At 58.4% G+C, this 25,881-nt stretch carries 19 protein-coding genes and 5 pseudogenes; 14 read left to right on the top strand and 10 right to left on the bottom strand.

The annotated features are described in order from the left end of the window. Both F1563_RS03235 and F1563_RS03230 read right to left on the bottom strand, forming a co-directional pair. Positions 1-1,044: a FecCD family ABC transporter permease gene (locus F1563_RS03235; RefSeq protein WP_002527603.1), complete on the bottom strand. Its 1,044-nt coding sequence runs from the start codon at positions 1,042-1,044 to the stop codon at positions 1-3. Next, positions 986-1,993 carry an ABC transporter substrate-binding protein gene (locus F1563_RS03230; protein WP_503826435.1) on the bottom strand — a complete coding sequence of 336 codons (1,008 nt, stop codon included), beginning with the start codon at positions 1,991-1,993 and terminating at the stop codon, positions 986-988. The genes F1563_RS03235 and F1563_RS03230 overlap by 59 nt, the downstream gene beginning before the upstream one ends. Between F1563_RS03230 and F1563_RS03225 the strand changes: the two are divergent. Both F1563_RS03225 and F1563_RS03220 read left to right on the top strand, forming a co-directional pair. Then, positions 1,971-2,208, top strand: a pseudogene (locus F1563_RS03225) (hypothetical protein). The gene F1563_RS03230 and the pseudogene F1563_RS03225 overlap by 23 nt on opposite strands. Positions 2,209-2,560: 352 nt before the next feature. Beyond that, positions 2,561-2,836, top strand: a pseudogene (locus F1563_RS03220) (ATP-binding cassette domain-containing protein); the annotation flags it as partial. Positions 2,837-2,922: 86 nt separating this feature from the next. Here F1563_RS03220 and F1563_RS03215 read toward each other — a convergent pair. The 4 genes and pseudogenes from F1563_RS03215 to F1563_RS03195 all read right to left on the bottom strand — a co-directional run bounded on the left by F1563_RS03215 (position 2,923) and on the right by F1563_RS03195 (position 6,002). After that, positions 2,923-3,597 carry an ATP-binding cassette domain-containing protein gene (locus tag F1563_RS03215; RefSeq protein ID WP_107528635.1) on the bottom strand — a complete coding sequence of 225 codons (675 nt, stop codon included), beginning with the start codon at positions 3,595-3,597 and terminating at the stop codon, positions 2,923-2,925. Next, a pseudogene (locus tag F1563_RS14025) lies at positions 3,594-3,983 on the bottom strand (hypothetical protein). The gene F1563_RS03215 and the pseudogene F1563_RS14025 overlap by 4 nt, the downstream one beginning before the upstream one ends. Positions 3,984-4,163: 180 nt before the next feature. Next, a pseudogene (locus tag F1563_RS03205) lies at positions 4,164-5,077 on the bottom strand (bacteriocin-associated integral membrane family protein); the annotation flags it as partial. 700 nt (positions 5,078-5,777) lie between these two features. Continuing rightward, the gene (locus F1563_RS03195; protein WP_081414869.1) at positions 5,778-6,002 is read right to left on the bottom strand and encodes a lactococcin 972 family bacteriocin; all 225 of its coding nucleotides are present in this window, start codon (positions 6,000-6,002) and stop codon (positions 5,778-5,780) included. Between the two features lie 190 nt (positions 6,003-6,192). Here F1563_RS03195 and uvrB point away from each other — a divergent pair, with 190 nt between their 5' ends. Both uvrB and F1563_RS03185 read left to right on the top strand, forming a co-directional pair. After that, positions 6,193-8,298, top strand: coding sequence for an excinuclease ABC subunit UvrB (uvrB, locus tag F1563_RS03190; RefSeq protein ID WP_002527596.1), 2,106 nt, complete (start codon positions 6,193-6,195; stop codon positions 8,296-8,298). 198 nt (positions 8,299-8,496) lie between these two features. Then, positions 8,497-9,483 carry a TerC family protein gene (locus tag F1563_RS03185; protein ID WP_002527595.1) on the top strand — a complete coding sequence of 329 codons (987 nt, stop codon included), beginning with the start codon at positions 8,497-8,499 and terminating at the stop codon, positions 9,481-9,483. A gap of 3 nt (positions 9,484-9,486) precedes the next feature. Here F1563_RS03185 and F1563_RS03180 read toward each other — a convergent pair whose 3' ends face one another. After that, positions 9,487-10,143, bottom strand: coding sequence for an MBL fold metallo-hydrolase (locus F1563_RS03180; RefSeq protein WP_002527594.1), 657 nt, complete (start codon positions 10,141-10,143; stop codon positions 9,487-9,489). 43 nt (positions 10,144-10,186) lie between these two features. Further along, positions 10,187-10,930 carry a maleylpyruvate isomerase family mycothiol-dependent enzyme gene (locus F1563_RS03175; protein ID WP_081414868.1) on the bottom strand — a complete coding sequence of 248 codons (744 nt, stop codon included), beginning with the start codon at positions 10,928-10,930 and terminating at the stop codon, positions 10,187-10,189. 141 nt (positions 10,931-11,071) lie between these two features. Between F1563_RS03175 and uvrA the strand changes: the two genes are divergently transcribed. Then, positions 11,072-14,041 (top strand): excinuclease ABC subunit UvrA, encoded by a 2,970-nt coding sequence (gene uvrA / locus F1563_RS03170; RefSeq protein ID WP_069181683.1) that lies wholly within the window; start codon positions 11,072-11,074, stop codon positions 14,039-14,041. A 15-nt stretch (positions 14,042-14,056) separates the two neighbouring features. Here the strand turns inward: uvrA and F1563_RS03165 are convergent, their stop codons facing one another. Together F1563_RS03165 and F1563_RS03160 are read right to left on the bottom strand one after the other, a co-directional pair. Then, a complete protein-coding gene (locus tag F1563_RS03165; protein ID WP_002527591.1) occupies positions 14,057-14,464 on the bottom strand; it encodes a Rieske (2Fe-2S) protein in 408 nt (135 codons plus the stop codon). A 24-nt stretch (positions 14,465-14,488) separates the two neighbouring features. Further along, positions 14,489-15,235, bottom strand: coding sequence for a histidine phosphatase family protein (locus tag F1563_RS03160; protein ID WP_002527590.1), 747 nt, complete (start codon positions 15,233-15,235; stop codon positions 14,489-14,491). Between the two features lie 186 nt (positions 15,236-15,421). Between F1563_RS03160 and F1563_RS03155 the strand changes: the two are divergent. The 9 genes and pseudogenes from F1563_RS03155 to tpiA all read left to right on the top strand — a co-directional run. Further along, positions 15,422-17,004, top strand: a pseudogene (locus F1563_RS03155) (hypothetical protein); the annotation flags it as partial. A 50-nt stretch (positions 17,005-17,054) separates the two neighbouring features. Next, positions 17,055-17,366, top strand: coding sequence for a hypothetical protein (locus F1563_RS03150; RefSeq protein ID WP_007433694.1), 312 nt, complete (start codon positions 17,055-17,057; stop codon positions 17,364-17,366). A gap of 209 nt (positions 17,367-17,575) precedes the next feature. After that, a complete protein-coding gene (uvrC, locus tag F1563_RS03145) occupies positions 17,576-19,591 on the top strand; it encodes an excinuclease ABC subunit UvrC (protein WP_002527586.1) in 2,016 nt (671 codons plus the stop codon). A gap of 21 nt (positions 19,592-19,612) precedes the next feature. Then, the gene (gene rapZ, locus F1563_RS03140) at positions 19,613-20,488 is read left to right on the top strand and encodes an RNase adapter RapZ (RefSeq protein ID WP_007433695.1); all 876 of its coding nucleotides are present in this window, start codon (positions 19,613-19,615) and stop codon (positions 20,486-20,488) included. After that, positions 20,485-21,453, top strand: coding sequence for a gluconeogenesis factor YvcK family protein (locus tag F1563_RS03135; RefSeq protein WP_002527584.1), 969 nt, complete (start codon positions 20,485-20,487; stop codon positions 21,451-21,453). The genes rapZ and F1563_RS03135 overlap by 4 nt, the downstream gene beginning before the upstream one ends. A gap of 56 nt (positions 21,454-21,509) precedes the next feature. Further along, a complete protein-coding gene (whiA, locus tag F1563_RS03130; RefSeq protein WP_002527583.1) occupies positions 21,510-22,499 on the top strand; it encodes a DNA-binding protein WhiA in 990 nt (329 codons plus the stop codon). A gap of 232 nt (positions 22,500-22,731) precedes the next feature. Beyond that, a complete protein-coding gene (gap, locus tag F1563_RS03125; protein WP_002527582.1) occupies positions 22,732-23,739 on the top strand; it encodes a type I glyceraldehyde-3-phosphate dehydrogenase in 1,008 nt (335 codons plus the stop codon). A gap of 125 nt (positions 23,740-23,864) precedes the next feature. After that, positions 23,865-25,073: a phosphoglycerate kinase gene (locus F1563_RS03120; RefSeq protein ID WP_002527581.1), complete on the top strand. Its 1,209-nt coding sequence runs from the start codon at positions 23,865-23,867 to the stop codon at positions 25,071-25,073. After that, on the top strand, positions 25,073-25,852 hold the full coding sequence (gene tpiA, locus F1563_RS03115) for a triose-phosphate isomerase (protein WP_002527580.1): 780 nt from the start codon (positions 25,073-25,075) through the stop codon (positions 25,850-25,852). Before F1563_RS03120 ends, tpiA begins: the two co-directional genes overlap by 1 nt. Positions 25,853-25,881: the final 29 nt, after the last annotated feature.

Here is a 25,881-nt window from a genome sequence, read left to right as displayed (position 1 = left end):
TCACAATGTCTTTCTGAGGAGGAAAAGAAAGAAGGGAACCCCCAGTGCTGTGAGCATGATGCCAACCGGTATCTCGAAAGGATCGAAGATGACCCGACTACATGTGTCGCTCAGCATAACCAATGCAGCTCCGGCGAGCGCACACGCTGGAACTAGGATGACGTGTCGATTTCCGACGATCAGCCGCATGATGTGCGGCACGATGAGACCGACGAACCCGAGCAACCCGATGGCGCTGACTGTGCTGGCGGCTAGGAGGGCCGCCACGGCAGTGAGGACAAGGCGATTCGCTTGAACGTTCATTCCCATGCCTTGTGCAACTTGATCGCCCAGAGTGATGATGTCGAGCCTGCGGGACAGCACAACGGCGGCAATGATCCCTACCACGGTGTATGGCCAGATGAGGGACACCTCGGCCCAACTGCGCATGGCGAGGCTGCCATTCATGAACATGAGAGCACCTTGCACATTGTCGGCCATAAGTACCATGACAGCCGAGATCCCTGCGCCGCACAGCGCCGAGACGGCAACCCCGGAAAGGATGATTCGCAGTGGTTGAACGCCACCCCTCCATGCGAGTGCATAGATTGCCATGGCTGCCAACATCGCACCGATGAACGCCATTACAGGTACAAGGTTTGCCCGTTCGGGGAAAATAAGCAGTGTGCCTATTCCTAGAAGTCCTGCGCCTGAGGAGACCCCAATGATGCTCGGATCGGCAAGGGGATTGCTCATCACGGCTTGAAGAATCGCACCCGACGTTGCAAGGTTCATGCCGACCAGGGCAGCAAGGACGACCCTGGGGAATCTCACTCCCCATACCACCCTATGCCATTGGAAATCGGACGGACCGAACAATCCTTTGACTACGTCAGAAGGTGACAACTGTATCGAACCGAACCCGATCCCTGTTATGACGCTGACGATCATGATCGCAACAAGGATGACGAATACGATTGCCGTGAGGTGGTGCCTTCGGTGGCTGTTACTTGACGTTCTCTTCGTTGTCGATGTGAGTATTTTTGTTTTGGCGGGTATTGTCATGGTTCAATGGGTTTCCAAAGATTTCCGGATGCACAGAAGCTGCCATGTAAGCCACGGAATCTGGGTAGTTGGGACCACCGTTGAACAGGAAATATTGTTGAGGGAGGTAAATGATTTTCTTTTTTCGTACGGCATCCACTGCCTGCCAGGCTGGGTTGCTGGTCAATTCTCTGTTCACTGTTTGCCGGGCCAGTGCGTTGTTCTGCACCATTGAGGTGACCATGATGATATCGGGCTGTTGCTGAGTTATTTTCTCGACACTGAGCGTGGCAGTTTCGGAATTTGGGTCATCTGGAATTGCCGACGAAGCGATGTTCTTCAACTTGAGAAGTTTGGCCATTGATCCGGCGATGCTGTTGTTTAACTTTAGTGACATTGACGTGGCTGTTGCGAACAGAATAGCGACTCGTTTTCCGTCTGCTGGCATCTTGTCGACGGTGGACTTGACCTGTGCGGAAATTTGAGAGGAACGCTTTTTGGCTTCCTTGGTGTGGCCGAGTACTTTACCGAGGGTTTGATAAGTTTGGAGAACCTCATCCAGTGACCTCGTTTTGATGTTCAACACAGAAATTCCTTGAGAAGAAAGTTTGTCTGTTACATTCTGACTCACGGCTCCAGGTGCGATGACGAGGTTTGGGTTTGTAGCAAGTATTCGTTCCAAATTGACAGCATATATCATGCCGACCTTGGGGACTTTCTTTATGGCTGCAGCATGGGCTGGTTGAAGTTTTTCATTTCCAGTTAAGGATGGCGTACATGCCGCCGTGCCGCCCAAGTCATACCAAATGCTGAGTAGTGTCGCAGACAACAAGCATACTCGCTGTGGTTTCGTCCTGAAATCGACTTTATGGCCGAAGCTGTCGGTTATGCTGAAGGACGTCTTTGCTTCTTCTGCTCTGGATTCTCCTCCCTTTGAAGGATCTGAAATGCCGCAGCCGACCATTGCCATGGTCAGTATTGCAGCCATAGCTGTACTAATGCGCTTCCAGGCTGTTTTGTGTGTGTGCAACTGTTCAACTCCTGTTATTATGTGTGCGATTTCTCTTCTGGCTTCTAGGGCCGGTAGAGGGTGTCAGGGTGAAGGGCCACCGTAGAAAGAACTCTCCACATCCGGACTTGCTCGACGGTCAAGTTGTCGATGAGATGAATGATATCCCTCCCTAATTTGCTTGTTTATTGGGGGGTGGGTGTTCAGGCTGTCCGGTGGCGTTTCTGTTGGGTGGGTGTGTGTCCTGCCCGCAATTTCTGTGAGTTACATAGACGTGCTGTAGCGATAGTTGCGGGCTTGTGGTGGAGTGACTGATCGCACGGGATGGATTTTGGTGTTAGGTTGCGGGAAGAAAACTTATGGTGACCTCTAGTTGTTGGCGGTCATGACGTTGTACTCCCCGGAAGCGCAGCATGAAGGAGCAGGCTCTGATCGGTACGACAGGATTGGTTCGCCCAGCCTATGCATACCCATGCTGTAAATCGGTCAGCTGCTACATGGGGTGGCGGTGATGCCTTTCTCACGTCTGTTGTGGATGGTGATCCGGTGTCGTCGTTCACTCTTGATTCGTTGCGCAGATCCATCGGGGTGGTTTCGCAGCGGGTGGAGTTGTTGAATGCTTCTATTGCTGACAATTTGAGGTTGGTGGCTCCTGATGCTGGTGATGGTGAGTTGTGGCGTGTTCTTGGTGAGGTTGGTTTGGCTGGTGAGGTGCGTGGTATGGAGGCTGGGTTGCGTACCGTTGTTGGGCCGGCTGGTACGAGGCTTTCGGGGGGTCAGGCTCAGCGGTTAACAGTGGCCAGAAACCTGCCCACCGGAGTCAGCCGCACGTGGTTGAGGATCCTTGAGAGCGAGTCTTCCCGTTTCTCAGCGCGAGGCGGTCGGGAAGCTTAGTGGTGGTGCAATGACAGCACCCGCGAACAACGACCCGCGACTCGGTCGCTGTGGGTGGCGAGGAGTATCACTTTGCCTTCATTGGCGAGGTCTTGTAGAAGATCCAGCACCAGGTTCTCGTTGTCCCGGTCAAGTGATGCCGTGGGTTCGTTGGCCAGGGTGATCCGGCTCGGCTTGAGGAGTAATCGAGCCAAGGCGACACGCTGCTGTTCGCCTCCGCTGAGGGTGTGTACGGGAGTTCGTTCTTGCCCGGGTAGCCCAACGCGTTCCAAAGCAGATGCGAAGGAAGGTTTAGGTAGTAAGGGTCGTGGACGCGCCGCGATGTCCAGGTTTTCGCGTACCGTAGCGTTCTCGAGCAGAGCGTAATCCTGGAAGAGATTGCCGATGGTCTCACGGCGCACGCGTTTGTGCTGTCGGCGTGGGATGGCAAGGATGTCCGTGCCATCGATCATGATGTGGCCACTGTCTGGTCGAACGAGGAGACCGATTGTCGACAATAGAGTCGATTTTCCGCAACCGCTGGGGCCACGTAGGGCGATCATCTCGCCGCGGTATGCCTGGAGATTAAGGCCTTTCCAGAGGGTTCTGGAACCGAAGGCCTTGGAGAGATTCTCCACCTGTAACACGGGGTGATTCTCGTTCATGGTTGTCGTTTCGCTTATTGTTGTCATGCTTCTCGCGTCCTCAAAGTTCGATAGAACCTGCCTAGCAGAATGCTCAGAGTCGTGATTCCCACGTATGCCGTGCCTGCCCAAGCCCACGGTGCGGTGTGAGCCCACGACAGCAGGTCCTGGGGTCGCCTCTCCTCCGCGATAGATTCGGTTCGTCCAGCCTGCTATGCGGTTACCGATCGCCATGCAGTGAATATGGTCAGAGCGCTCCACAAACCGGTCTCCCATACGACAACCTGTCGAAACGCGTAGAGCCCCGACCACCCGTGGAGTTTGCGCACTAAGCTTCGTTGCCGGTGCACAGTGCCGTACATTCCGGTAATGCTCACCGACGTCGCCACGACAGTGAGCAAGGCAGCGAGTGCGCCGAGGGCCGCGATCAGCAACTGTTGCCGTTGTTGGGAAGCTTTCTGGGCTGCGGATGCCCCGGCTGGGGAGATGCTGGCAACAGCCCTGACAAGCGGAGGACTAGACATGACGCGTCGGGATTCGGAATGAGGATTGGGCAAAAGGATTCCACCGGTAGTCAACGCTGTGGTGAGGTCGTCGCCCGACAACAGCCCGGAGGGGACGCGGACCACCACAGGATCGGTAATCGTTGCCGACAGACCCTGTTCGGGGTCTGCGGTCCGTAGGTGAAATAGTCGCGAGAGCCTTCCTGCCGTGACCACTTGATTGTTGCCTTGCCGGCCTTTGTTGATGCGCAGAGTTGTTGGGCAACAGCGTGCCGGATGCGGGGTTCCACCGGGGATAGTGATGCAGGCACGGTCCCGGTTACGGCGGATGTATTGGGGGAGGATGCGCATGCCGGTACCGGATGACGTTGGCAGTATTCATCATTGATGATGAACATCTGAATCGGCGCAGGAAGACCAACGTCAACCGGACTGAGGTTTGCGATGATGAGGCCGCGGTGTTCGTCCACGTCACCCAGCCATGCGCCGACTGCTTCAACCATGCGCTTCTCGCCGGCAGCGTCGATGACAGCTGATCCGATGCCGCGGAGCGTGACCCGTCCCACGTGGCGATCGGCCGTGGTCCATTGGTCTTGTTGATCCTCATAGCGCCTCAGTTCCCGCGCGGCAGAGGTGACTGAAATTATTAGCAGTATCGCTAACATGGCCACTGGAAAGCGAAGAAGATACGAGGCGGAGAACACCGGGAGACTGGTCATCCGACCCTTGACCTGAGCCAGGATTCCTGCGCTTGACCATGCGATGGCCAACGTCACGATATCGATTATGAGGAGTACGGCGATGGATGGAATCCATATCTGGATTGACCAGCGAAACCATCGCATCCACTGGGCCAAACCGTTGTAAAAGCCGAGGACCGGCAGACTGATCAAAGCAGTTGCTCCCATGCCAATGATTGCAGCGGACACTGCATGAAGGGTTTCCCTGGTGGCATGATGCAGCCACGAATGACCGTGTAAACGGGGAATACCGTAACGCCGAGTCCGGGAGAACACCGCCGCCATAACCAGAGCGACCAATGCCCCCATCATCCCGCCATACGCCTTGACGATGTCAGGATTGTGGCTGGCAACCAGTGTCAGGTTCACCTGGCCTTGTACCGAGGAGCGGAACCCCAATGCACCCATCCCGGAGGCGAATGTGGAGGCATCGGCGACGTCGCCGTAGACGAGGTACTCGCCGCTGCGATCGGTGGACTGATCCTGATCCATGTGGGCGATATGGGTGACCATTCGCGACGACAAATTCGGGTAACCCTTCGGAAATGGGTGAAGAGTGCCGCCGGCTGCGGAAACCAAGTAGAGCCCCGAGAGGATTCTGGATCGTTTAGATCGGCCTGCCAGCGCCCCACTGCCACACGTTGTCGTTGCGAATACCTGGATATCCACGAGTCGACCACCGAGACGTTTCGGGCTGGTGTTCCCTCGACGAGAACGATGACTGGGTGCCCAGCTGAGGGGAGCACCGTTTCCGCCGCGCCCAACAAGGATGATGCCATAACAACGGCGACAACTGCCGCCAAAAAGTAGGAGAGGGATACCGGGGAGAGTCGTCTCATCACTGTGGCGGCTTCCTTCTGGTCGGAACGTGAATGGGGTATCAGGCGGCACGCCCCACGTGGGGCGTGCCGCCGATCATGGGGTTGTAGCAGATGCGGTACCAAGCCTTGTTCCCGAACCATGCTGCATCAGTGCGAGCATAGGATTAGCTGCCAGCCTTGACACATGGCGAGCGCACAAAGTTGACCCCTTGAACTGAGCTGCCATGTTTCTTCGAGTCATGAAGATAGTCTGAGTATCCACGTCCGTATCGCCAAACTCTGCCCTCGGGCGGGTTGACGGTGTCGGCCATAGCAATAGCGGCTGTACTAGCGAGCAGCAGGCCCGTAATAGGGACTGCTGCGACATAATGCCAAACGGTGGATACGATTTCCTCCTTATAACTTCTCCTGCTGAAAAGTGCCTCATTGCCAGCAGGGTGCTTCTAGCATATTTAGGGTGAGGGTCATCGAGCTAGATTCATCGGGACCAAGGATGCGGGCTTGCCGACCTCACATCCCAAGGCCGGTCGCATGCTTTCGGCGAATTCCATCGCTGATGCCTTGAACTAGGGTGGAGCTATGCGCCCTGTCACCGACATCACTCGCCGCGTAGCGCCCTTCCACGTCGTCAGTGAGTTTCAGCCTTCTGGAGACCAGCCGCAGGCTATTGCGGAGCTGGAGAAGAGGGTCAACGACGGTGAGCAGGATGTCGTCCTGCTGGGGGCTACGGGTACCGGTAAGACGGCTACCGTGGCGTGGCTGGCGGAGAAGTTGCAGAGGCCGATGCTCGTCATGCAGCCCAACAAGACCTTGGCCGCCCAGTTTGCCCAGGAACTGCGGACGTTTTTCCCCGATAATGCCGTCGAGTACTTCGTCTCGTACTACGATTACTATCAACCTGAGGCGTATATCCCGCAGACCGATACATACATCGAAAAAGATTCCAGCCTCAATGAGGAAGTTGAGAGGTTACGCCACTCTGCGACGAATTCCCTGCTCACCCGCCGCGACGTCATTGTGGTGTCGACCGTTTCGGCTATCTATGGCCTGGGCACGCCACAGGAATATGTCGACCGGATGATCCCGTTGGAGGTCGGGCAGGAATGGGATCGTGACGAGCTGCTGCGTGACCTCGTCACCAACCAGTATGTGCGTAATGACATATCGGGGGAGCGAGGCACTTTCCGAGTGCGGGGGGACACCTTGGAGATTTTCCCCGTCTATGAGGAAAATGCGCTGCGCGTCGAGTTCTTTGGTGACGAGATCGAGGCCCTCACCACGATGCACCCGCTCACTGGGGAGGTCATTAGCGAGGATGAGCAGGTCTACGTGTTCCCGGCCACCCACTACGTTGCCGGCCCGGAACGTATGGAACGGGCCATTGTGTCTATCCAGCAGGAGCTTGAGGAGCGGCTTGCGGTTCTCGAGCGCGACGGGAAACTTTTGGAGGCTCAGCGGTTGCGGATGCGCACCACCTACGACATCGAGATGATGCAGCAGGTCGGTGCATGTGCTGGCATTGAGAACTATTCACGGCACATTGACGGACGCGCCCCAGGATCGGCCCCGAACTGTCTGCTCGACTACTTCCCTGAGGATTTCGTACTTGTTATCGATGAGTCCCACGTGACCGTCCCGCAAATCGGTGGCATGTATGAGGGAGACATGAGCCGCAAGCGGACATTGGTGGAACATGGTTTCCGGTTACCTAGTGCTATGGACAATCGACCGTTGAAGTTTGACGAGTTCACCGAGCGAATCGGCCAGACCGTCTATCTGTCAGCCACCCCGGGGTCGTATGAGATCGAGCGGGCGCATGGGGTCGTCGAACAGATCATTCGTCCGACCGGTCTGGTGGATCCAGAGATTATTGTCAAGCCCACGCATGGCCAGATCGACGACCTCATGGGCGAAATTCATACCCGAGTGGACCGTGGCGACCGTGTCTTAGTGACGACCTTGACGAAGAAGATGGCTGAAGACCTGACCGACTACCTCATGGAGCACGGGATCCGCACCCGGTACCTTCACTCCGAGATTGACACCCTCAAGCGCATCGAGTTGCTCAAGGAGTTGCGGATGGGAGAATTCGATGTACTCGTCGGCATCAATCTGTTACGAGAGGGGCTCGACCTTCCGGAGGTCTCCCTGGTGGCGATCCTTGACGCCGACAAGGAAGGCTTTCTGCGTTCTGAGCGGTCACTCATTCAGACCGTAGGCCGTGCCGCCCGTAACGTTAACGGCCAGGTCATCATGTATGCCGATCAGGTCACTGATTCCATGCGGATCGCTATCAATGAGACGAATCGTCGTCGCGATATTCAGATGGCCTACAACAAGGAGCACGGAATCGATCCGCAGCCACTGCGTAAGAAGATCGGTGACATCACTGAAATGCTGGCCCGTGAAGAAGCCGATACCGACCAGCTCGTCGAGAGATTCAATTACGGCAAGGGCCACCGCGGTTACAACTCGATGATTACCGACGAGCAGCGAGCGGCCCAGGGGAAGCGACTTGACGCGTCGAAGATGGCCGAAGAGGATCTGGGTAACCTCATCGTCAATCTCACTAACGAAATGCGTTCTGCCGCTGGAGAACTCAAGTTCGAAGTTGCGGCCCGACTGCGTGACGAAATCGCTGATCTCAAGAAGGAACTGCGCCAGATGGTGGAGGCCAACCGGTAAGGGTGATCGCAAGTCGCGGTCACCACCATTGGTGTGCAACTATGGAAGTCCTTGGAGGGGAGTACTCTTGAGAAAAGTGTGGTCGTCACCACGATCGTGCCATCACGGTCCGGCTGCACAGCCCCAGTGAACCGATATGCGGCGCTGGTGCGGACGAGACCTCCGGACCTTCGTTCTATCCCTTTTGGAGGCCCGGGTTTGCACGTTCACGCCTATGTTTGGATCATCACCATCCTGGTCATGGGGGCTCTGCTCTTCTTTGAGGTTCTCGTCCTGGGCCGAAAACCTCATGTTCCCTCTACCAAGGAATGTGTCGCCTTCGTCGGCGTCTTCGTGGTCCTGGCGGTGCTTTTCGGCCTTGGCGTCTGGATCCTGCAGGGACGCGCCGCAGGTGGACAGTTCTACGCGGTGTGGTTGACCGAGTACAGCTTGTCGATCGACAACCTGTTTATCTTCCTCATCCTGATGGAGAAGTTCAACGTCCCACGGAAGCTTCAGCAGTTCGCGTTGCTGGTGGGAATCATCGTCGCACTTGTCTTCCGTGGCGTCTTCATCACCTTGGGACAGGCCATTCTCGAGGCCTGGGCATGGGTGTTCTTTATCTTCGGTGCCTTCCTGCTGTACTCAGCTATTGACCAGGTACGTGAGTACCGTCACCATGACGATGAGGATGAGGATTCTAGCGGGGAGGGTCGCTTCATGACGTGGTTCAAGCGCACAGTTCCGACTACCGGCGACTACCGCGGTACAAAGTTCTTCGTTCGCGAGAACGGCAAGATCATCGCAACCTCGATGTTCATGGTCTGCGTCGCTCTGGGCGCCACAGACTTACTTTTCGCCCTCGACTCGATTCCGGCGTCCTATGGTCTGACCAGCGAGGGGTACCTCATCTTTACCGCTAACGTCTTTGCTCTCATGGGCTTACGCCAGCTGTACTTCCTGATCGGAAGTCTGTTAGAACGCCTGGTGTACTTGTCGCTAGGGCTAGCCGTGACCTTGGGTTTTATCGCGTTCAAACTCATCGGTCACGCGATGCACCACTACGGTCTGGATCAGGCTTGGTTCGGTTCCAGCACTGAGGTTTCGATCGGGGTTTCATTGGGTGTTATCGTCGCGACCCTGCTTGCCACCACCATCGCGAGCCTCATCAAGAGTCGCAAAGACGACGCCAAGGCCGAGGTCTGACGCTTACCAGCCGCGGGCGCGCCACAGTGGAAGGTTGGGACGTTCTTCTCCGACTGTTGTGGCGTCGCCGTGGCCGGGATGAATGACTGTCGTGTCCGACATGGGTGCAAAGATCTTCATGCAGATGTCGGTGTAGAGACTTTCGAATTCTCGGCTTCCGCTGGTTTTACCGACCCCGCCTGGGAACAGAGAATCGCCAGTGAGAACGTGGTCGCTGGGATTGCCCTGCAACCGCAAGGCTATGGAGCCGCGGGTATGGCCTACTAGCCCAATGACGTCGAGTTTTACATCGCCGAGACGGAACAAATCACCGTCCCACACGGTGCTACAGGTCACCCCTGTGGTGGCCTCAATGGCTTCAGCATCGGGTTCTCCACACCACGGCTGGGCACCTGTCATATTGATAATATCCGCGAGAGCCCCGGTATGGTCCTGATGACGATGGGTCGTAATAACCGCCCCCACTTCGTAATTACCGATAAGAGCCTTGAGTCGACTAGGTTCGGCAGCTGCATCTACGAGAATGGCGGGTCCAGCTCCCGGGTGGATGAGGTAGGCATTGTTGTCCACAGTGCCTACCGAGATTTTGATGAGGTCAACGTCATCGTTAACCCTGACGAGGGCGGCCTCGGAGCCGGGATCAACGTGGTAAAGCGGCATGACGGTTCCTTCCTGGGACGAGCAGGTGATACGTCTTGTCCCATCAGATGAGCATAGGGACGGCGAGCTGATCAGCCCCGGTGAGACGCTCGGTTCCCCCTCTGCCCGATAGCCATCCTGCCAGAGCCCCGTCAGGTCCGTGGACCGTGGTCGCGAATCCAACTCCGCCAATGCGGTCGGTCAGGCCGGAGTCAGAGACGATACGCATGGCGGGCACCTCAGGACGATCCCGCAAGCGGAAGCAGACCCATTCCAGAAGGGTCCGCGCGGGAACATCGGGGAGGTCATCGACGGTCATCCCGAGATCGAGATCGACGTGGTGCAGGGCTATTTCCGCGAGTCGTAGCGCCGGTAGGTCAGTGATATCGACGCGGATGTCGTTGGTCAGCCACACCGCAGTGCCAGGTTCCATGTCGTCGAGGGCGTCGAAGGTGGCGTTGAGGGAGCCTGCAGTGGTGTCAAGGTCGATCTGCAGTTGCAGCCCGGTGCGTTCCGAACCGCGTTCGATGTCACGGTCGCGGAGCTCGTCGGAAGGGTAAAGGTGAGGGACTTCCTGATGGGCGACGACCGCCTTCGTGACGGCCTCGAAGGCTTCAGCGTTGCGAGCGATGTGGGTAGCAATGTGAGCACGGGTCCATCCGGCAAGTCGGCTCGGTGCCTGCCATTCGTCATCCGATAGCCCCATAGTTGCGCCAAGAAGACGCTGAGTGGCCTCTCGCTTGGCAGCCCGAATTGCGTGCAGGGGAGCGCTGGGACATAGACCGGGTGGTCGTGGGGCAGCGCTCATATCGCCCAACCTAATGCCACAGGGTGGAACATGCCAGATGACTGAAGGCATGGAGTCAGTTTCACAGCAATGTGAACGGGGTATCGTGTTCTGTTCTGTCAACCGCGCAGATCTGCGGGGCTGTCTTGGACGGCCTCTACGATGACATCTGTGAGTGACCACATCATCGTCCGGGGAGCCCGGGAGCATAACCTTCGCAATGTCAATCTGGACCTTCCAAGGGACGCCATGATTGTGTTCACCGGTCTATCTGGATCAGGCAAGTCCTCCCTCGCCTTCGACACCATCTTCGCCGAGGGGCAGCGACGGTATGTGGAATCGCTTTCCTCCTACGCCCGTCAATTCCTGGGTCAGATGGACAAGCCCGACGTTGACTTTATTGAGGGTCTCAGCCCGGCTGTTTCCATCGACCAGAAGTCCACCTCTCGTAACCCGCGGTCGACCGTCGGCACCATCACGGAAATCCATGACTATTTGCGTCTGCTCTGGGCCCGCGTCGGCAAGCCGCACTGCCCGGTGTGTGGCGAGCTCATCAGTCGGCAGACTCCGCAGCAAATCGTCGACCGCCTCATGGCCCTCGACGAGGGCACCAAATTCCAGGTCCTCGCCCCGGTAATCCGCGGACGCAAAGGCGAGTACGTCGAGCTGTTCCGGCAACTGATGACTGACGGCTTCACTCGAGTACGGGTGGACGGGGACGTTCATCGGCTTGGTCAAGTGCCGCCGCTGGATAAGAAGCGCAAGCACGACATCGACGTCGTCGTCGATCGGATTGCAGTCAAGTCGTCAGCTAAACAGCGCCTGACCGAGTCGGTGGAGACGGCGCTGGGACTGGCTCACGGCATCGTTGGGATCGATTTCGTCGACCGCGATTCGTCGGATCCGCACCGAGAACGTCGGTTCTCCGAGACGATGGCTTGCCCTAATCAGCATGACATCGACATCGAGGAGCTGGAGCCGCGACAGTTCTCCTTTAATGGGCCTTGGGGTGCCTGCCCGACCTGTTCTGGTTTGGGCGCGACCCTCGAGGTCGACCCGGAATTGGTCGTCCCTGATCCTGGGCTGAGCCTGCTTGAGGGAGCCATTGCGCCTTGGTCTGGGCCACGAGTGGCGAACCACTACCAGCACGTCTTTGCTGGGCTGGGGGAGAACCACGACTTTGACGCGACACTTCCGTGGTCCGAGTTGCCAGCCAAGGCCCGCAAGCTTGTCTTGCACGGTGACGGCGACCCGGTCATGGTCTCATACCGCAACCGATTCGGTCGGGTGCGCACTTACTCGCAGAATTACGAGGGAGTGCTGCACTACGTGCGTCGACGCTATGACGAGGCAGAGACGGATGCTGCGCGCTCCCGGTGGGGCCAATACCTGCGCGAGGTGCCTTGCCGTGATTGCCACGGCAAGCGTCTCAAACCGACGAGTCTGGCCGTGACAGTCGGTAAGCGAAATATTGCCGAAGTCTCAGATATGTCTATTGGGGAGGCCTCGGAATTTTTCAAGGCGTTGACCTTGACCGAGCGGGAAGCTACCATTGCGGGGCGAGTTATCAAGGAGGTTCGCGCTCGGCTGCGATTCCTCGTCGATGTCGGTTTAGACTACCTCACCTTGTCACGGTCCGCGGGCTCCCTGTCTGGCGGTGAGGCTCAGCGCATCCGGCTCGCTACCCAGATCGGTTCAGGTTTGGTTGGGGTTCTCTACGTCCTTGACGAGCCCTCCATCGGTTTGCATCAGCGTGACAACCGGCGCCTCATCGACACCTTGGTGACACTGCGGGACCTCGGTAACACCCTTATCGTCGTCGAGCATGATGAGGACACCATTCGGACGGCCGACTGGGTCGTCGATGTCGGCCCGGGAGCCGGTGAGCACGGCGGCGAGGTCGTCGTGTCAGGAACTGTTGATGACCTGCTGGCCAGCGAGAGGTCCGTCACCGGTGCATACCTGTCGCGTACGAGGTCGATCCCCTTGCCAACGACCAGACGCCCACGCACTGGACGTGAGCTTGTTGTCAAGGGAGCCCGTGAGAACAACCTCAAGGGAGTGGACATCACCTTCCCGCTGGGGCAGCTCGTCGTCGTCACCGGAGTGAGCGGCTCGGGCAAGTCGACTCTGGTCAACCAGATCGTCTACACATCGCTGGCGCACCGTATTCACGGCGCCAGGGCAGTACCGGGTAAGCACGAGACGATCATCGGAATCGACGAAATCGACAAGGTGATCCACGTCGACCAGTCACCCATAGGACGCACACCGAGGTCGAATCCGGCCACTTATACCGGAGTCTTCGACAAGATCCGTGCTCTCTTTGCCCAGACTCCCGAAGCCAAAGTGCGCGGTTACCAGCAGGGTCGGTTCTCTTTCAACATTAAGGGCGGACGCTGCGAAAACTGTCAGGGTGACGGCACCATCAAGATCGAGATGAACTTCCTGCCCGACGTTTATGTGCCTTGTGAGGTGTGCCACGGTGCCAGATACAACCGTGAGACCTTGGAGGTCCATTACAAAGGTAAGACGATCGCTGAGGTGCTTGACATGCCTATCGAGGAGGCCTGTACCTTCTTCGAGCCGATCTCGTCCATCCATCGTCACCTCAAGACCCTCGTCGAGGTGGGGTTGGGATACGTGAGGCTCGGTCAGCCCGCGACCACTCTGTCCGGTGGTGAGGCGCAGCGGGTGAAGCTGGCATCGGAGCTCCAGAAACGTTCCACAGGTAGGACGCTCTATGTCCTTGACGAGCCCACCACCGGCCTGCACTTCGAGGACATCCGTAAGCTGTTGCTGGTGTTGCAACGTCTTGTCGACCAGGGCAACTCGGTCTTCGTCATCGAGCACAACCTCGACGTCATCAAAACCGCCGATTGGATCATCGACATGGGGCCCGAGGGAGGAAATGGCGGCGGCACCGTCGTCGCTGAGGGCCCTCCGGAACGGGTGGCCGCGGTCGAGAGTTCCTACACAGGTCAGTATCTCTCAGAAATCCTGGCTGGGCGTGAGGTGCCGGTCGGGGACGAGCCGACACTCATCGGGGAGCCGACAAGTGGCGGGAAGAACAAAACTACTCCCAAGAGGAAGGGGAGGAAGGCCACGACCTCACGCAAGAAGTCGCGTTGAGAAAGAGCTAGGCAGTCAGGAACCGCTGATAGTGAGAGTGTCGCCTTTCCCCGTGACTGTGGCCCTGCCCAGACCGGTAGTAGCCGGGCCTTGAGTGACGTGACCGTCGGTGATGGCGAACTTCGATCCGTGGCAAGGGCACAGGATTGCCCCGTCCCGGACCTCGTCGACCTGGCACCCAGCGTGTGGGCATACTCGCACAAATCCCTTGAAAATTCCCTTCGTGGGCTGGGTGATGACGAAGTTGGTGCCGTCAACGACGGTGCCTCCACCAACGGGGACATCAGCTGCCTTGACGGTGGCCGGGCCGGTGTGAACGTCATTGGAATTCTGGAAGGTGTTGCATCCGGTGACCGCGCCGGTGGTGGCCAAGGCAGTGACACTTCCAACGGTGCGCAGGACCTCGCGTCGGGTGGGAAACATCTTTCTCCTTTTTCTCCTTCGTGCTCAGCGGGTGCCAGGGTCGCCGGTGGACACGGCGATGGCGCCGTGAACCATACCCGCTTCAATGAGGTGATCCACCCGATTGATCCAATGAATTTCGTATCCATTCGGGTGCAACTCGATCATTGATGTGGAGGTGTTCTGCAGCCCCACCCACTGCGGTTCGCTGCCGATGGCGTGGTTGCGCAAATTAGCGGCGAACTGCGGGGCGATAAGATGCAGCAACACCATCGATCCGATCGCGCCATGAGCGATGATCGCGATGCATTCGTCATCTTTATGGGCCCTGCGGATCCATTGGGCAATGCAGCCGGCGCGCTCGGCAGCCTCGGAGACGGTTTCGATGCGAGCCTTACGCCATCCCTCCTCAGTAATGGAATCGGGGAAGACGGCACGGTCTGTAATGGCCGACAGAGCTGATCGCGGCGATCCTGGATGACCGGTCTCGGTGCCGTCAACGACCTGAACTGGGCCCGGGCGCTCAAAGATGAGGTCATTGATGGTGATAGGTAGGTCAAAAGCCTCAGCGATAGGGGCAGCTGTCTGGATGGTGCGCATCATAGGGGAGGAATACAACTTCGTTGGTCGAGGGGAGACGGATCCGATCCACTTTCCTAAGGCCTGCGCCTGACGTCGTCCTAGTTCGGTGAGCTCCGGGTCAGGTTTGCGACCCTGCTGGTAAGCCTCGACGGATTGCGCGGCGGCGGCGTTGTTTTCGGACTGGGCGTGGCGGATGAGGAGAAGATGCACAATCCCAGCCTACCGACGAGTCCCGCAGGTGGGCGACGTCCCGGCATCGGTGTCACCTCGGATTCCATGAATGAGGGTAGTCTACCCTTGCCTGACTGCTCTGAACCGCGTCAGCGCGTCAGTTGGGAGAATGTCCCGCCGTAGCCAGAGGCGACGAGAGTTCATGAGAGTTGGAGGTTGGGTTCGATGACGACTGCAGTCATTGATGGTTCGATGAGGAATGTAGAAAGGATGTGGCGGAAGGTAACTTTCTCTGTCATCGTTCCCTATCGGCCGGAATGGGTCACCGAGCCCATTGAGGCTATGGCATCGAAGATCGTCAAACCGGCGGAGGTGCTCGATTCTCTCGTTTCAAGAGCCAGAGATATTCTGAAATCTTCCCGGAGTCAAGCATGCGAACCTCACAGATATTACTTTTCGGAGAGGATTCGGGAAGCGGCCAGGATATATCGTCACGCCTTTTATGACGCGACGAGGGATGATGCTATTCGCGTGAAGGTTACGGAAAGGCGGCGAACATATAAGAGATCTGGACTCAACATTCCCGATGGTCTTCGTTATTTGGGGGCTGAGCGTCGGGAATACGAAGATAGTCTTGGGGACGTTGCGGGTGGTGAGGCATTCCACTACGCCGTTTTGCACTTTCGGCTTGATGACGTCCCAGACGCTGCGGTCGAAACGGCGGCCGCATGGCTTAAACGTCCGGGAGGAGACGCGGAGTACCTGTCCGCTCTTCTGTGCGATATCGGCCTGGGAGGATGTTTGTACTCTTGGGGAGGCTTTTCCCTAAGCTCCTCCCAGCGCAGTCATGAGAAGGACGGTTCGCGTGATCATAGTTGTGACATTGGAGAGTCGCCCTCTCGTAATTGTAACCGCTTCTTCGTGGTGACCTTCGCGGAAGTGGATCCGCAGGACTTGGAGCACCCGTCCTATTTCGGACACCACAAGGCGTGGAGTCCGACACAGGCCTGGCTGTACCACCTAGCAACCGGCGGGATTGGAATTTACCGAGGGATCCCGCCCAGTGACACGAAGGATGCTGCGAGTGACGGGATGTTCTCCCTTGATGCGACATGGGCAAGAATCGAGGAAGCCGGCATGGCAATCATGACTCAGTCGACGTTATTCGAAGAGGATAACCGCAAGCACGCCGGAGCCCTGTGTCTTCTGTGCCACGGCAGAATGCTCGACATCGTGATCCTGTGTCTGCGGCAACGTACCTACCTTGATCGCAATGCCGAAAGTGAGGCCCACGTCTTGGTTGGGAAGAATCATTGGGGCGACGAGGAGCTCGACAGGCTACTCGATCGTGAGCGTTCGGTGACTGCTTTCCTTAATAGGCTATGGTTCACTGAGGTTCCCGGGCGTCGCGAGGCGACCCTCGTCATGAACAAGTTTCAAAAGGTCCTTGGCACTCCCGTATTGCTCAAAGAACTGCGGGATGAACAGGAATCCTTGGTGCGAGTAGTCGAGGTGCAACGTCGCATCGATAATGTCGCGAGGGATAAGGTTAATATGGAGCAGGAACGTCGCCGAGTGCAGCTGGAGAAAGCGGCCGAAAAGCGCCTGGAGATCATCGTTCTTGTTCTGACCATCATTTCGACGATTTTGGCGCTTCTGTCCCTTAAGTCTGATCCAAACTGTGGCCTCTTCGTGGCCGGTCTCATATGCACAGTGATCGTCGCAGTCATCGGCGGAATTTGCGGCAAACGCTTATCGAAGCTGACAGCGAAGGACAAGAACGAGAACCGCGCAGATTCGTAGCGCGACCCACTCGGCCCCGTGGTGTGATACCGGGTCAGTCGGAGTGCTGCCAGGCGTGGATACGTCCCCGATCGTTCCCCGCCGCCGGCTGCTGGGCGTCGAGTTGGGCATTGATGCTGTCCTGAACGTCAGGGAAGACTTTGAGCATGCTGCGCCGGCCGACACTGGGCGAATCGCTCTTGAGGGTCAATATCTGGATCGTGGTGAGCTTGGATACCTGACGACCCTCACCATGATGGCTGGGACAGACCCGGTACAAGTCATCTTGCTGGCCGGAGTACCCGTCGATGACGAGATCGTTGCATCCTTATGTGGTGGAACTTCATCGGTCTGGACTATGAGTTATATAGCCCCGGTGCGTAAATAGTATGGGGTCGGTGATGATTGTTTTGGTGAGTTCGTGGGTTACGAGGGCGCCGGACAACACCTGCCAGCTTCGCCGCTGCTGACTGGTCGGCTTCGCGGCCGCCGTCGGCGGGATTGTTGAGCCCTATGAAAGCGCACTGCAGCGCCGCTCCCAACGCATACGCCCACGGCTGAGTGGATCGGTTGTCGTGACCGTCTAACCTTGCCCACATGGCCGACCCGTCGAGTTACCGTCCTGCCCCGGGCACGATTCCCACACAGCCAGGTGTCTACCGATTCAGTGATGAGCACGGCCAGGTCATCTACGTCGGCAAGGCCAAGAACCTGCGTAACCGGTTGAATTCCTACTTCCAGGATATTTCGGCTCTCCATCCACGCACTCAACGGATGGTGACGACGGCGGCGCACGTGCAGTGGACAGTGGTTCAAAACGAGGTTGAATCCCTCCAGCTCGAATACACGTGGATCAAGGAATTCGATCCGCGGTTCAATGTCATGTATCGCGACGACAAGTCTTACCCGTGGCTATGTTTTACCTGGACCGACGAGTACCCGCGTGTTTTTGTCGGACGCGGTGCTCACCACAAAGGGTGGCGTTATTACGGTCCCTTCGGTCAAGCGTGGGCGATTCGCGACACCGTCGAGACGCTGCTGCGTGTTTTCCCGATGCGCTCTTGCTCAACTGGGGTTTTCAATCGCGCGAAGAACCAAGGACGCCCTTGTCTACTCGGGTATATCGGTAAATGTTCGGCCCCCTGCGTTGAGCGGATCACACCCGAGACCCATCGAGAAATCGTCGACGAGTTCTGTGATTTCATGGCCGGACGCACGACAAAAATCGTCAAACGGCTTAAAGCCGAGATGGTGCAGGCCTCTGAGAATCTTGAATTCGAACGTGCTGCGGTGATCCGGGATTCCCTGGGCGCCCTGTCCAAGACATTGGAGCGCAACGCTGTCGTCCTCGGTGATGGTACCGACGCCGATGTCATCTCGATGGCCCTCGATCCGTTGGAAGTCGGCGTCAAGATTTTCCATGTCCGAGGTGGCCGCATCCGTGGTGAACGCGGTTGGGTGGCTGATCGTGCTGACGACGCCGATGAGGCCGAGCTCATGGAGACCTTTTTGACTCAGTTGTACGGCGTCAATGCCAGTGACGGTCAGGTTCGCGACGATGGGCATGGCAACGCTATCCCGCCACTGGTGCTCGTTTCCACCAACCCCACGAATCCCGACGTCATGTCGACGATCTTCAGCTCTGAACGCGGTTCCCACGTCGAGATTCGTGTCCCGCGTCGTGGTGACAAGGCGACCCTCATGGACACTGTCACCCGCAATGCCCAGGAAACACTCGCCCAACATAAGCTTAAGCGGGCTTCTGACCTTGCCACTCGTACTCGCGCTCTGGAGGAAATTCAGCAGGCACTCGGTCTGGACCGTGCCCCATTACGGCTGGAGTCCTACGACGTCTCCCATATCCAGGGCACCAATGTCGTCGGGTCAATGGTGGTCTTCGAGGACGGCATGCCTCGCAAATCTGAGTACCGTCGTTTCATTATCAAGGGATTTGAGGGGTCCGACGACTTTGCTGCTATGCGCGAGGTGTTGTTTCGTCGACTGCGTCGTCTCGTTGAGGACCGCGATGCTATGGTCGCTGCCCAAGCTCCCGACGGTGACGTCGGTTCCCTCATCGATCCAACCACCGGTGCCCCTCGAAAATTCGCCTACGCCCCGCACCTCATCGTCGTCGATGGTGGTGCACCTCAGGTGCATGCCGCCCAGCAGGTGCTTGAAGAGTTCGGTCTGGAGGACGAAATCGCGTTATGTGGGCTGGCCAAGCGTCTAGAGGAGGTATGGCTTCCTGACGAAGAATGGCCGGTCATCTTGCCGCGAACTTCCGAGGGGCTCTATCTATTACAGCGTCTACGCGACGAGGCTCACCGCTTCGCCATCACCTTCCACCGCTCAAAGCGTTCTAAGGCCATGGTGGAGTCCGTCCTCGATGGCATACCAGGGCTAGGGGAGACCCGACGTAAAGCCCTCGTCTCCCACTTTGGATCGGTGCGGGCGCTGCGCAAAGCTACCGTTGACGACATCGCCGAAGTGGCAGGCTTTGGACCGAAACTGGCAGGTGAGGTCGTCGCGGCTCTGTCCCAGGACAAACCAGCCGAGGCCATCAATACGGCTACTGGTGAGGTTGTTGATGCTGACGGCCCGGACGAGGGGTGATAACGGCACTACCCTTGAGCCGTGAGCATCCAGCAGACGACGAAGACCCCACGAGTTGTCATCATCACCGGCATTTCGGGTGCTGGTCGTCGTACCGTAGCCCACGCCATGGAGGACCTTGGTTGGTACGTCGTCGACAATCTTCCGCCCGCCATGTTGGGAGCCCTCGTTGACGAAATAGCCGCCAATGACATTGATCGCCTAGCGGTGGTCCTTGACGTGCGTAGCCGCATTATGTTTGACACTTTGGGGATGGCCGTTAATGCCCTCGACGAGCGCGCCATTGACCCTGCCATCGTCTTCTTGGAGGCCTCCGATGAGACGATCGTGCGCCGTCAAGAATCCAGCCGCCGCCCGTTGCCGTTACAGCAAGGCGGCCACCTGCTTGACGCCGTTGCCCTCGAGCGGCGGATGCTGTCCGATTTGCGGGCCGAGGCTGATCTCGTCATCGACACTACCTCGATCACTGCCCGCCAGCTAGCTCAGCGCATCGACCATGCCTTCGCTGTGGGGGTTGACGAAGGGCTGGCATTCCAGGTGATGTCCTTTGGGTTCAAGCGCGGGGTCCCGATCGACGCTGACCTCGTCTTTGACGTTCGGTTCTTGCCAAACCCGTATTGGGTTCCTGAGCTGCGTCCTAAGACCGGCCTGTCTTCTGACGTTGCCTCCTATGTCATGGCCCAAGCTGGTGCCTCAGAATTCATTGACCGAGTCGAAGAACTCCTAGTTGGCATGGCTCCAGGGTATCTTCGGGAGGGCAAGAAGCAGGTCACGGTGGCCGTTGGTTGCACGGGCGGGAAGCACCGCAGTACCGCCATCTCCGAGGAGCTGTCCGCTCGGTTAGCGGCTCGGGGGCACCGCACCGCTGTCCTGCACCGAGACCTCGGGAAGGAATGACGATGGTGTCACCCCCCTCCAAGTTGCCGGTCGTCACGGCATTCGGCGGCGGGCACGGGCTGGCTGTCTCCCTGCGAGCACTGCGCCGGCTTACTGACAGTCTGACCGCCGTCGTGACTGTCGCTGACAACGGTGGGTCTTCGGGCCGATTACGCGACGAATTCGACATTCTGCCCCCTGGGGATCTGCGCCGCGCTCTCGCCGCGTTATGTGCCGACGATCGGTTAGGTCGCACCTGGGCTGAGGTTCTGCAGGCGCGGTTTAACGGCACTGGCGAGCTTGCTGGTCACGCCATCGGCAACCTTTTGATCGCCGGACTATGGCAAGAACTTGGCGACCCGGTCTCTGGGCTCGACATGGTGGGCCAGCTTCTTGACGTTCGTGGACGCGTTCTGCCGATGTCCCTCACCCCACTGGACATCAGTGCTCAGGTCGTCGGTCTTGACCCCAACCGGCCTGACGAGGAGTACACCCTCACTGGGCAGGCCACGGTCGCGAAAACTCGGGCAGAGGTCCTCAAGGTGGGCCTGGAACCCCCCGAGCCGGACGCGTGTCCCCAAGTGTTAGAGGCGATTCGTGGATCTGACAACCTCGTCCTTGGTCCCGGGTCATGGTTCACATCTGTCATGCCCCACCTGCTCGTACCGCAAATCGTCGAGGCGATTTTGGAGTCGAAGGCGCGAAAGATCCTCACTCTTAACGTCTCTGGTGCTGACGAAACAGACGGGTTCAGCCCAGCGCGACATCTGGAGGTTATCGCCGAACATGAGCCGCGGATGCGCTTTGACGTCATTCTCGTTGATCGCGGGTTTGCCGGTCAGGACCCCCATCTGGAACCGTTTGCCCGCAATCTTGGTGCCGAAATCGTCGTTGATGATCTGGCTATGCGTGATGGCTCGGCTCGGCACGATCCGCTGAGGTTGGCGTCGGCGTACGCCAACATCATGGGAGTTCAGCCCCGCTGATTGTCGCCTAAGATCACCTTGTTATACCCGTTACCCCTTTCGGAGGCTAGACCCACATGGCGCTCACCCTGCAGGTGAAGAACGAACTCGCAACGGTGCCGGTGCAGAAGCTGTGCTGCCGCCGATCGGAGATCGCGGCTACCCTGCGATTCGCAGGTGGAATTCATCTGGTGCAGCATCGCCACCTCACGATCGAGGCTGAGGTCGACACGGGAGGAGCCGCACGACGACTGCGTCAGTCCATTCAGGAAGTGTTCGGTTTTGATACTGACCTCGTAGTCGTTAACAGCACCGGGCTACGCAGCTACACCCGCTACCTCGTGAGGACGGTGCGCGGGGGTGCTGATCTGGCTCGTTTGACCGGATTGCTTGATCGTCGTGGACATCCCGTGCGGGGTCTTCCAGCTCCCGTCGTCGGTGGTGGACGATGCTGTCAGGCTGCGGCGTGGCGCGGGGCCTTCCTGGCTCGCGGATCGCTTACCGAGCCCGGACGTTCCATGGCGATGGAAATCACCGCTCCCGGCGAGGCCGCCGCCATGGCCCTCGTTGGGGCTGCCCGGCGGCTGGAGATCGCCGTGAAGCGGCGCGAGTCTCGTCATGTCGATCGGGTGACGATCCGGGACGGCGATGCTATTTCAGCGATGCTCACCCACATGGGAGCCCATGAATCGGTGCTGGCCTGGGAGGATCGTCGGTTGCGCCGAGAGGTGCGAGCATCAGCTAACCGTTTGGCTAATTTCGACGACGCGAACCTGCGTCGCTCCGCACGAGCTGCCGTTACCGCCAGTGCCCGCGTAGAAAGGGCGCTAGAAATCCTTGGGGATTCCGTTCCGGACCATCTTCGAGCGGCTGGTCGACTTCGACTCGAGCATCGAAATGCCAGTTTGGAGGAATTGGGCAAGGCGCATGAGCCTCCGTTGACGAAGGACGCCATTGCTGGTCGGATTCGTCGCCTGCTGGCCCTTGCCGACAAGACAGCCCGGAGCAACGGAGAACCGACCACTCTGGAGAGCCTTCCCCCGGAGATGCGCGATGATCGCGGCTGACGGCCGTTTTGGTGCTGCCCGGGATAAGACGTAGGACGGATTCCTTTTCCACTTGGGAAGGCATTCGCGCAACCTTGTGGTCATTTGTGCGTCGATCTGATCGGCACTGGTGATCGTTCGCCCGTGGCATTGCCGTAATACGGACCTTCCGGTTTGTTCATTGTCCTTAGTCGCTATGCTGGGGTTCGTCCGAGTGCTGAACGCACAAACCTCATCTGGAGGAGATTCCTTAATGACCGTCAAGGTTGGTATCAACGGTTTTGGCCGCATTGGCCGCAACTTCTTTCGTGCTCTCTCGGAGCAGGGCGCTGACCTCGAGGTCGTAGCCGTCAACGACCTCACCGACACCAAGACCCTGGCCCACCTCCTGAAGTACGACTCCATTATGGGTCGCTTCTCCGGTGAGGTCAGCTACGACGATGACTCCATCACCGTTGACGGCAAGACCATCAAGGTCCTCGCCGAGCGTAACCCCGCTGACCTGCCCTGGAAGGAGCTCGGCGCCGAAATCGTCGTCGAGTCCACTGGACTCTTCACTGATGGTGAGAAGGCTAAGGCCCATTTTGAGGCTGGCGCCAAGAAGGTCATCATCTCCGCCCCCGGCAAGAACGTCGACGGCACCTTCGTCATGGGCGTCAACGATGGCGACTATGACAACGAGAAGCACAACATCATCTCGAACGCTTCGTGCACCACCAACTGCCTCGCCCCGCTGGCTAAGGTCCTCAATGACGCCTTCGGCATCGAGCGTGGCATCATGACCACCGTCCATGCCTACACCGGTGATCAGCGTTTGCAGGACGCTCCTCACAAGGATCTGCGTCGCGCCCGCGCTGCTGCCCTGAACATGATCCCCACCAAGACCGGTGCCGCCCAGGCTGTGGCCCTGGTTCTCCCGGAGCTCAAGGGCAAGTTCGACGGCCTCGCAGTCCGCGTTCCGACCCCGACCGGTTCCCTGACTGACCTGACCTTCCAGACCTCCAAGGAAACCACCGTTGAGGAGGTTCAGGCTGCTGTCAAGAAGGCTGCCGAGGGTCCGCTCAAGGGCATCCTGGCCTACACCGAGGATCCGATTGTGTCGAAGGACATTGAGGGCGACCCGCATTCCTCGATTTTCGACGCCACCGAGACTAAGGTCATCGGAAACCTCGTCAAGGTTCTCTCCTGGTACGACAACGAGTGGGGCTACTCCAACCGTCTGGTTGATCTCACTAAGCTCGTCGCCAGCAAGCTTGCCTGATCTCACCATCGTGAGCTGATGACGGTCCCGATGCCCGTGCGGGCGCGGGGCCGTCACCTGTACCCGGGCCGTGACGCCCGCGAAACGCCGTTCACGATTACCACTTTAAGAAAGGGCTTCCACATATGAAATCTGTTGAGGATCTCGGAGATCTGCGCGGTAAGCGCGTTGTTATCCGTTGCGACTTCAACGTCCCGCTCGATGGGGACAAGATCACCGACGACGGCCGTATCAAGGCCGCTCTGCCTACCCTGACCCAGTTGCACGACGCTGGCGCTCGCACCACCGTGCTCGCCCACCTCGGCCGCCCCAAGGGCGCCGTCGATCCCAAGTACTCGCTTGCCCCAGTCGCCAAGCGCCTCGGTGAGCTCATGAACCTTGACGTTAAACTCGCTGAGGATGTCGTCGGGGCCTCCGCCACCAAGATTTCTGAGTCGCTGGCTGACGGCGAGATCGCCTTGGTTGAAAACGTCCGCTTCGAAAAGGGCGAGACCAGCAAGGACGAGACCGAGCGCACCGAGCTCGCTAAGAAATACGGCTCGTTTGGCGAATTTTACGTGTCCAATGGCTTCGGTGTCGTGCACCGCAAACAGGCTTCTGTCTACGACGTTGCCAAGCTGTTGCCGAGCGCTGCCGGCTCCCTCGTTGCCAAGGAGGTTGAGATCCTTGAGGGTCTGACTGCCGATCCGAAGCGTCCGTTCGTCGTCGTCCTCGGCGGTGCCAAGGTGGCCGATAAGCTCGCTGTCATCGACAACTTGCTCAAGGCTGCGGACACTCTTGTCATTGGCGGCGGTATGGCATACACCTTCCTCAAGGCCAAGGGGCTCGAGGTCGGCGACTCCCTCCTCGACGAGGATTCGATTGACGCGTGCACGAAGTATCTCGAACAGGCTGCGGCTGCCGGCAAAGAGATCCTGCTTCCCGTTGACGTGCGAGTGGTCTCCGACGTCGATTTCGAGGCTCGCACTGTCGGTCAAATCGACGTCGTACCTGTCGACGAGATTCCTTGTGACAAGATGGCGCTGGACATCGGCCCGAAGACTGAGAAGCTTTACGCCGAAGCAATCGGTAAGGCCGCGAGCGTGTTCTGGAACGGGCCGATGGGTGTGTTTGAGATCAAGGGTCTCGAACTCGGTACCAAGGCTGTTGCCCAGGCACTCACTGAGGTCGACGGCCTTTCGGTGGTCGGTGGCGGAGACTCTGCCTCCGCTGTACGCACCCTCGGCTTCGCCGATGACCAGTTCGGCCACATTTCCACCGGTGGTGGTGCTTCCCTCGAGCTCATGGAGGGTAAGGAGCTGCCCGGAATCGCAGTCCTCAAGGAGAGCAACTGATGTCCCGTACCCCAATCATGGCCGGCAACTGGAAGATGAATCTCGACCACATTGCCGCCACCTCCCTCGTCCAGGATCTCGGAGAGGCCCTCAAGTCCGCTGGCTACGACCCAACAAAGTCGGAAGCCGTCGTCATCCCGCCGTTCACCGATATCCGCACCGTGGCCACCATCATTGATGGTGACAAGCTGCCAATCGCCTACGGTGCCCAGGATATTTCGGCTCACGACGATGGTGCCTACACCGGCGAGGTGTCCGGCACCATGCTGTCAAAACTGGGTTGCGGCTACGTTGTTGTGGGCCATTCCGAGCGTCGCGAATACCACGACGAGTCCGACGAGCTGGTCAACGCGAAGGCTAAGAAGGCTATCGAGAACGATCTGACCCCGATCATCTGCTGCGGTGAGGCCCTCGAGGTCCGCAAGGCCGGCAAGCACGTCGAACACACTGTCGGCCAAATCAAGGCTGACCTTGACGGTATCCCCGCCGAGCAGGTTGCCAAGCTCGTTATCGCCTACGAGCCTATCTGGGCTATCGGCACCGGCGAGACCGCCACCGCTGACGATGCCCAGGAGGTCTGCCAGGCCATTCGCGAGGCCATTAAGGAGCTCTACGACGCCCCGACTGCTGAGGCTGTGCGCATTCAGTACGGCGGTTCGGTCAAGCCAGCCAATGTCGCTGAAATTATGGCCAAGCCAGACGTCGACGGCGCTCTCGTTGGCGGAGCTTCGCTCAAGGCTGGCGATTTCTCTAAGATCGTGACCTTCTACAAGGCCTGAGCAATCAGTTTCGTGACGGTCCCGGCACC

Source organism: Cutibacterium modestum, assembly GCF_008326345.1.
GTDB classification, from domain to species: Bacteria; Actinomycetota; Actinomycetes; order Propionibacteriales; family Propionibacteriaceae; genus Cutibacterium; species Cutibacterium modestum.
This window is presented reverse-complemented; position numbering and strand designations above follow the sequence as displayed.

Coding starts and splice junctions, on each gene's coding strand:
- F1563_RS03180 (WP_002527594.1), bottom strand. CDS start 10,143: ATGCCGCTTTACCACGTTGATCCCGGCTCCGAGGCCGCCCTCGTCAGG.
- tpiA (WP_002527580.1), top strand. CDS start 25,073: ATGTCCCGTACCCCAATCATGGCCGGCAACTGGAAGATGAATCTCGAC.
- uvrC (WP_002527586.1), top strand. CDS start 17,576: ATGGCCGACCCGTCGAGTTACCGTCCTGCCCCGGGCACGATTCCCACA.
- F1563_RS03165 (WP_002527591.1), bottom strand. CDS start 14,464: ATGTTTCCCACCCGACGCGAGGTCCTGCGCACCGTTGGAAGTGTCACT.
- F1563_RS03230 (WP_503826435.1), bottom strand. CDS start 1,993: ATGGCAATGGTCGGCTGCGGCATTTCAGATCCTTCAAAGGGAGGAGAA.
- F1563_RS03235 (WP_002527603.1), bottom strand. CDS start 1,044: ATGACAATACCCGCCAAAACAAAAATACTCACATCGACAACGAAGAGA.
- gap (WP_002527582.1), top strand. CDS start 22,732: ATGACCGTCAAGGTTGGTATCAACGGTTTTGGCCGCATTGGCCGCAAC.
- F1563_RS03215 (WP_107528635.1), bottom strand. CDS start 3,597: ATGACAACAATAAGCGAAACGACAACCATGAACGAGAATCACCCCGTG.
- F1563_RS03120 (WP_002527581.1), top strand. CDS start 23,865: ATGAAATCTGTTGAGGATCTCGGAGATCTGCGCGGTAAGCGCGTTGTT.
- uvrB (WP_002527596.1), top strand. CDS start 6,193: ATGCGCCCTGTCACCGACATCACTCGCCGCGTAGCGCCCTTCCACGTC.
- uvrA (WP_069181683.1), top strand. CDS start 11,072: ATGACATCTGTGAGTGACCACATCATCGTCCGGGGAGCCCGGGAGCAT.
- F1563_RS03135 (WP_002527584.1), top strand. CDS start 20,485: ATGACGATGGTGTCACCCCCCTCCAAGTTGCCGGTCGTCACGGCATTC.
- whiA (WP_002527583.1), top strand. CDS start 21,510: ATGGCGCTCACCCTGCAGGTGAAGAACGAACTCGCAACGGTGCCGGTG.
- F1563_RS03175 (WP_081414868.1), bottom strand. CDS start 10,930: ATGAGCGCTGCCCCACGACCACCCGGTCTATGTCCCAGCGCTCCCCTG.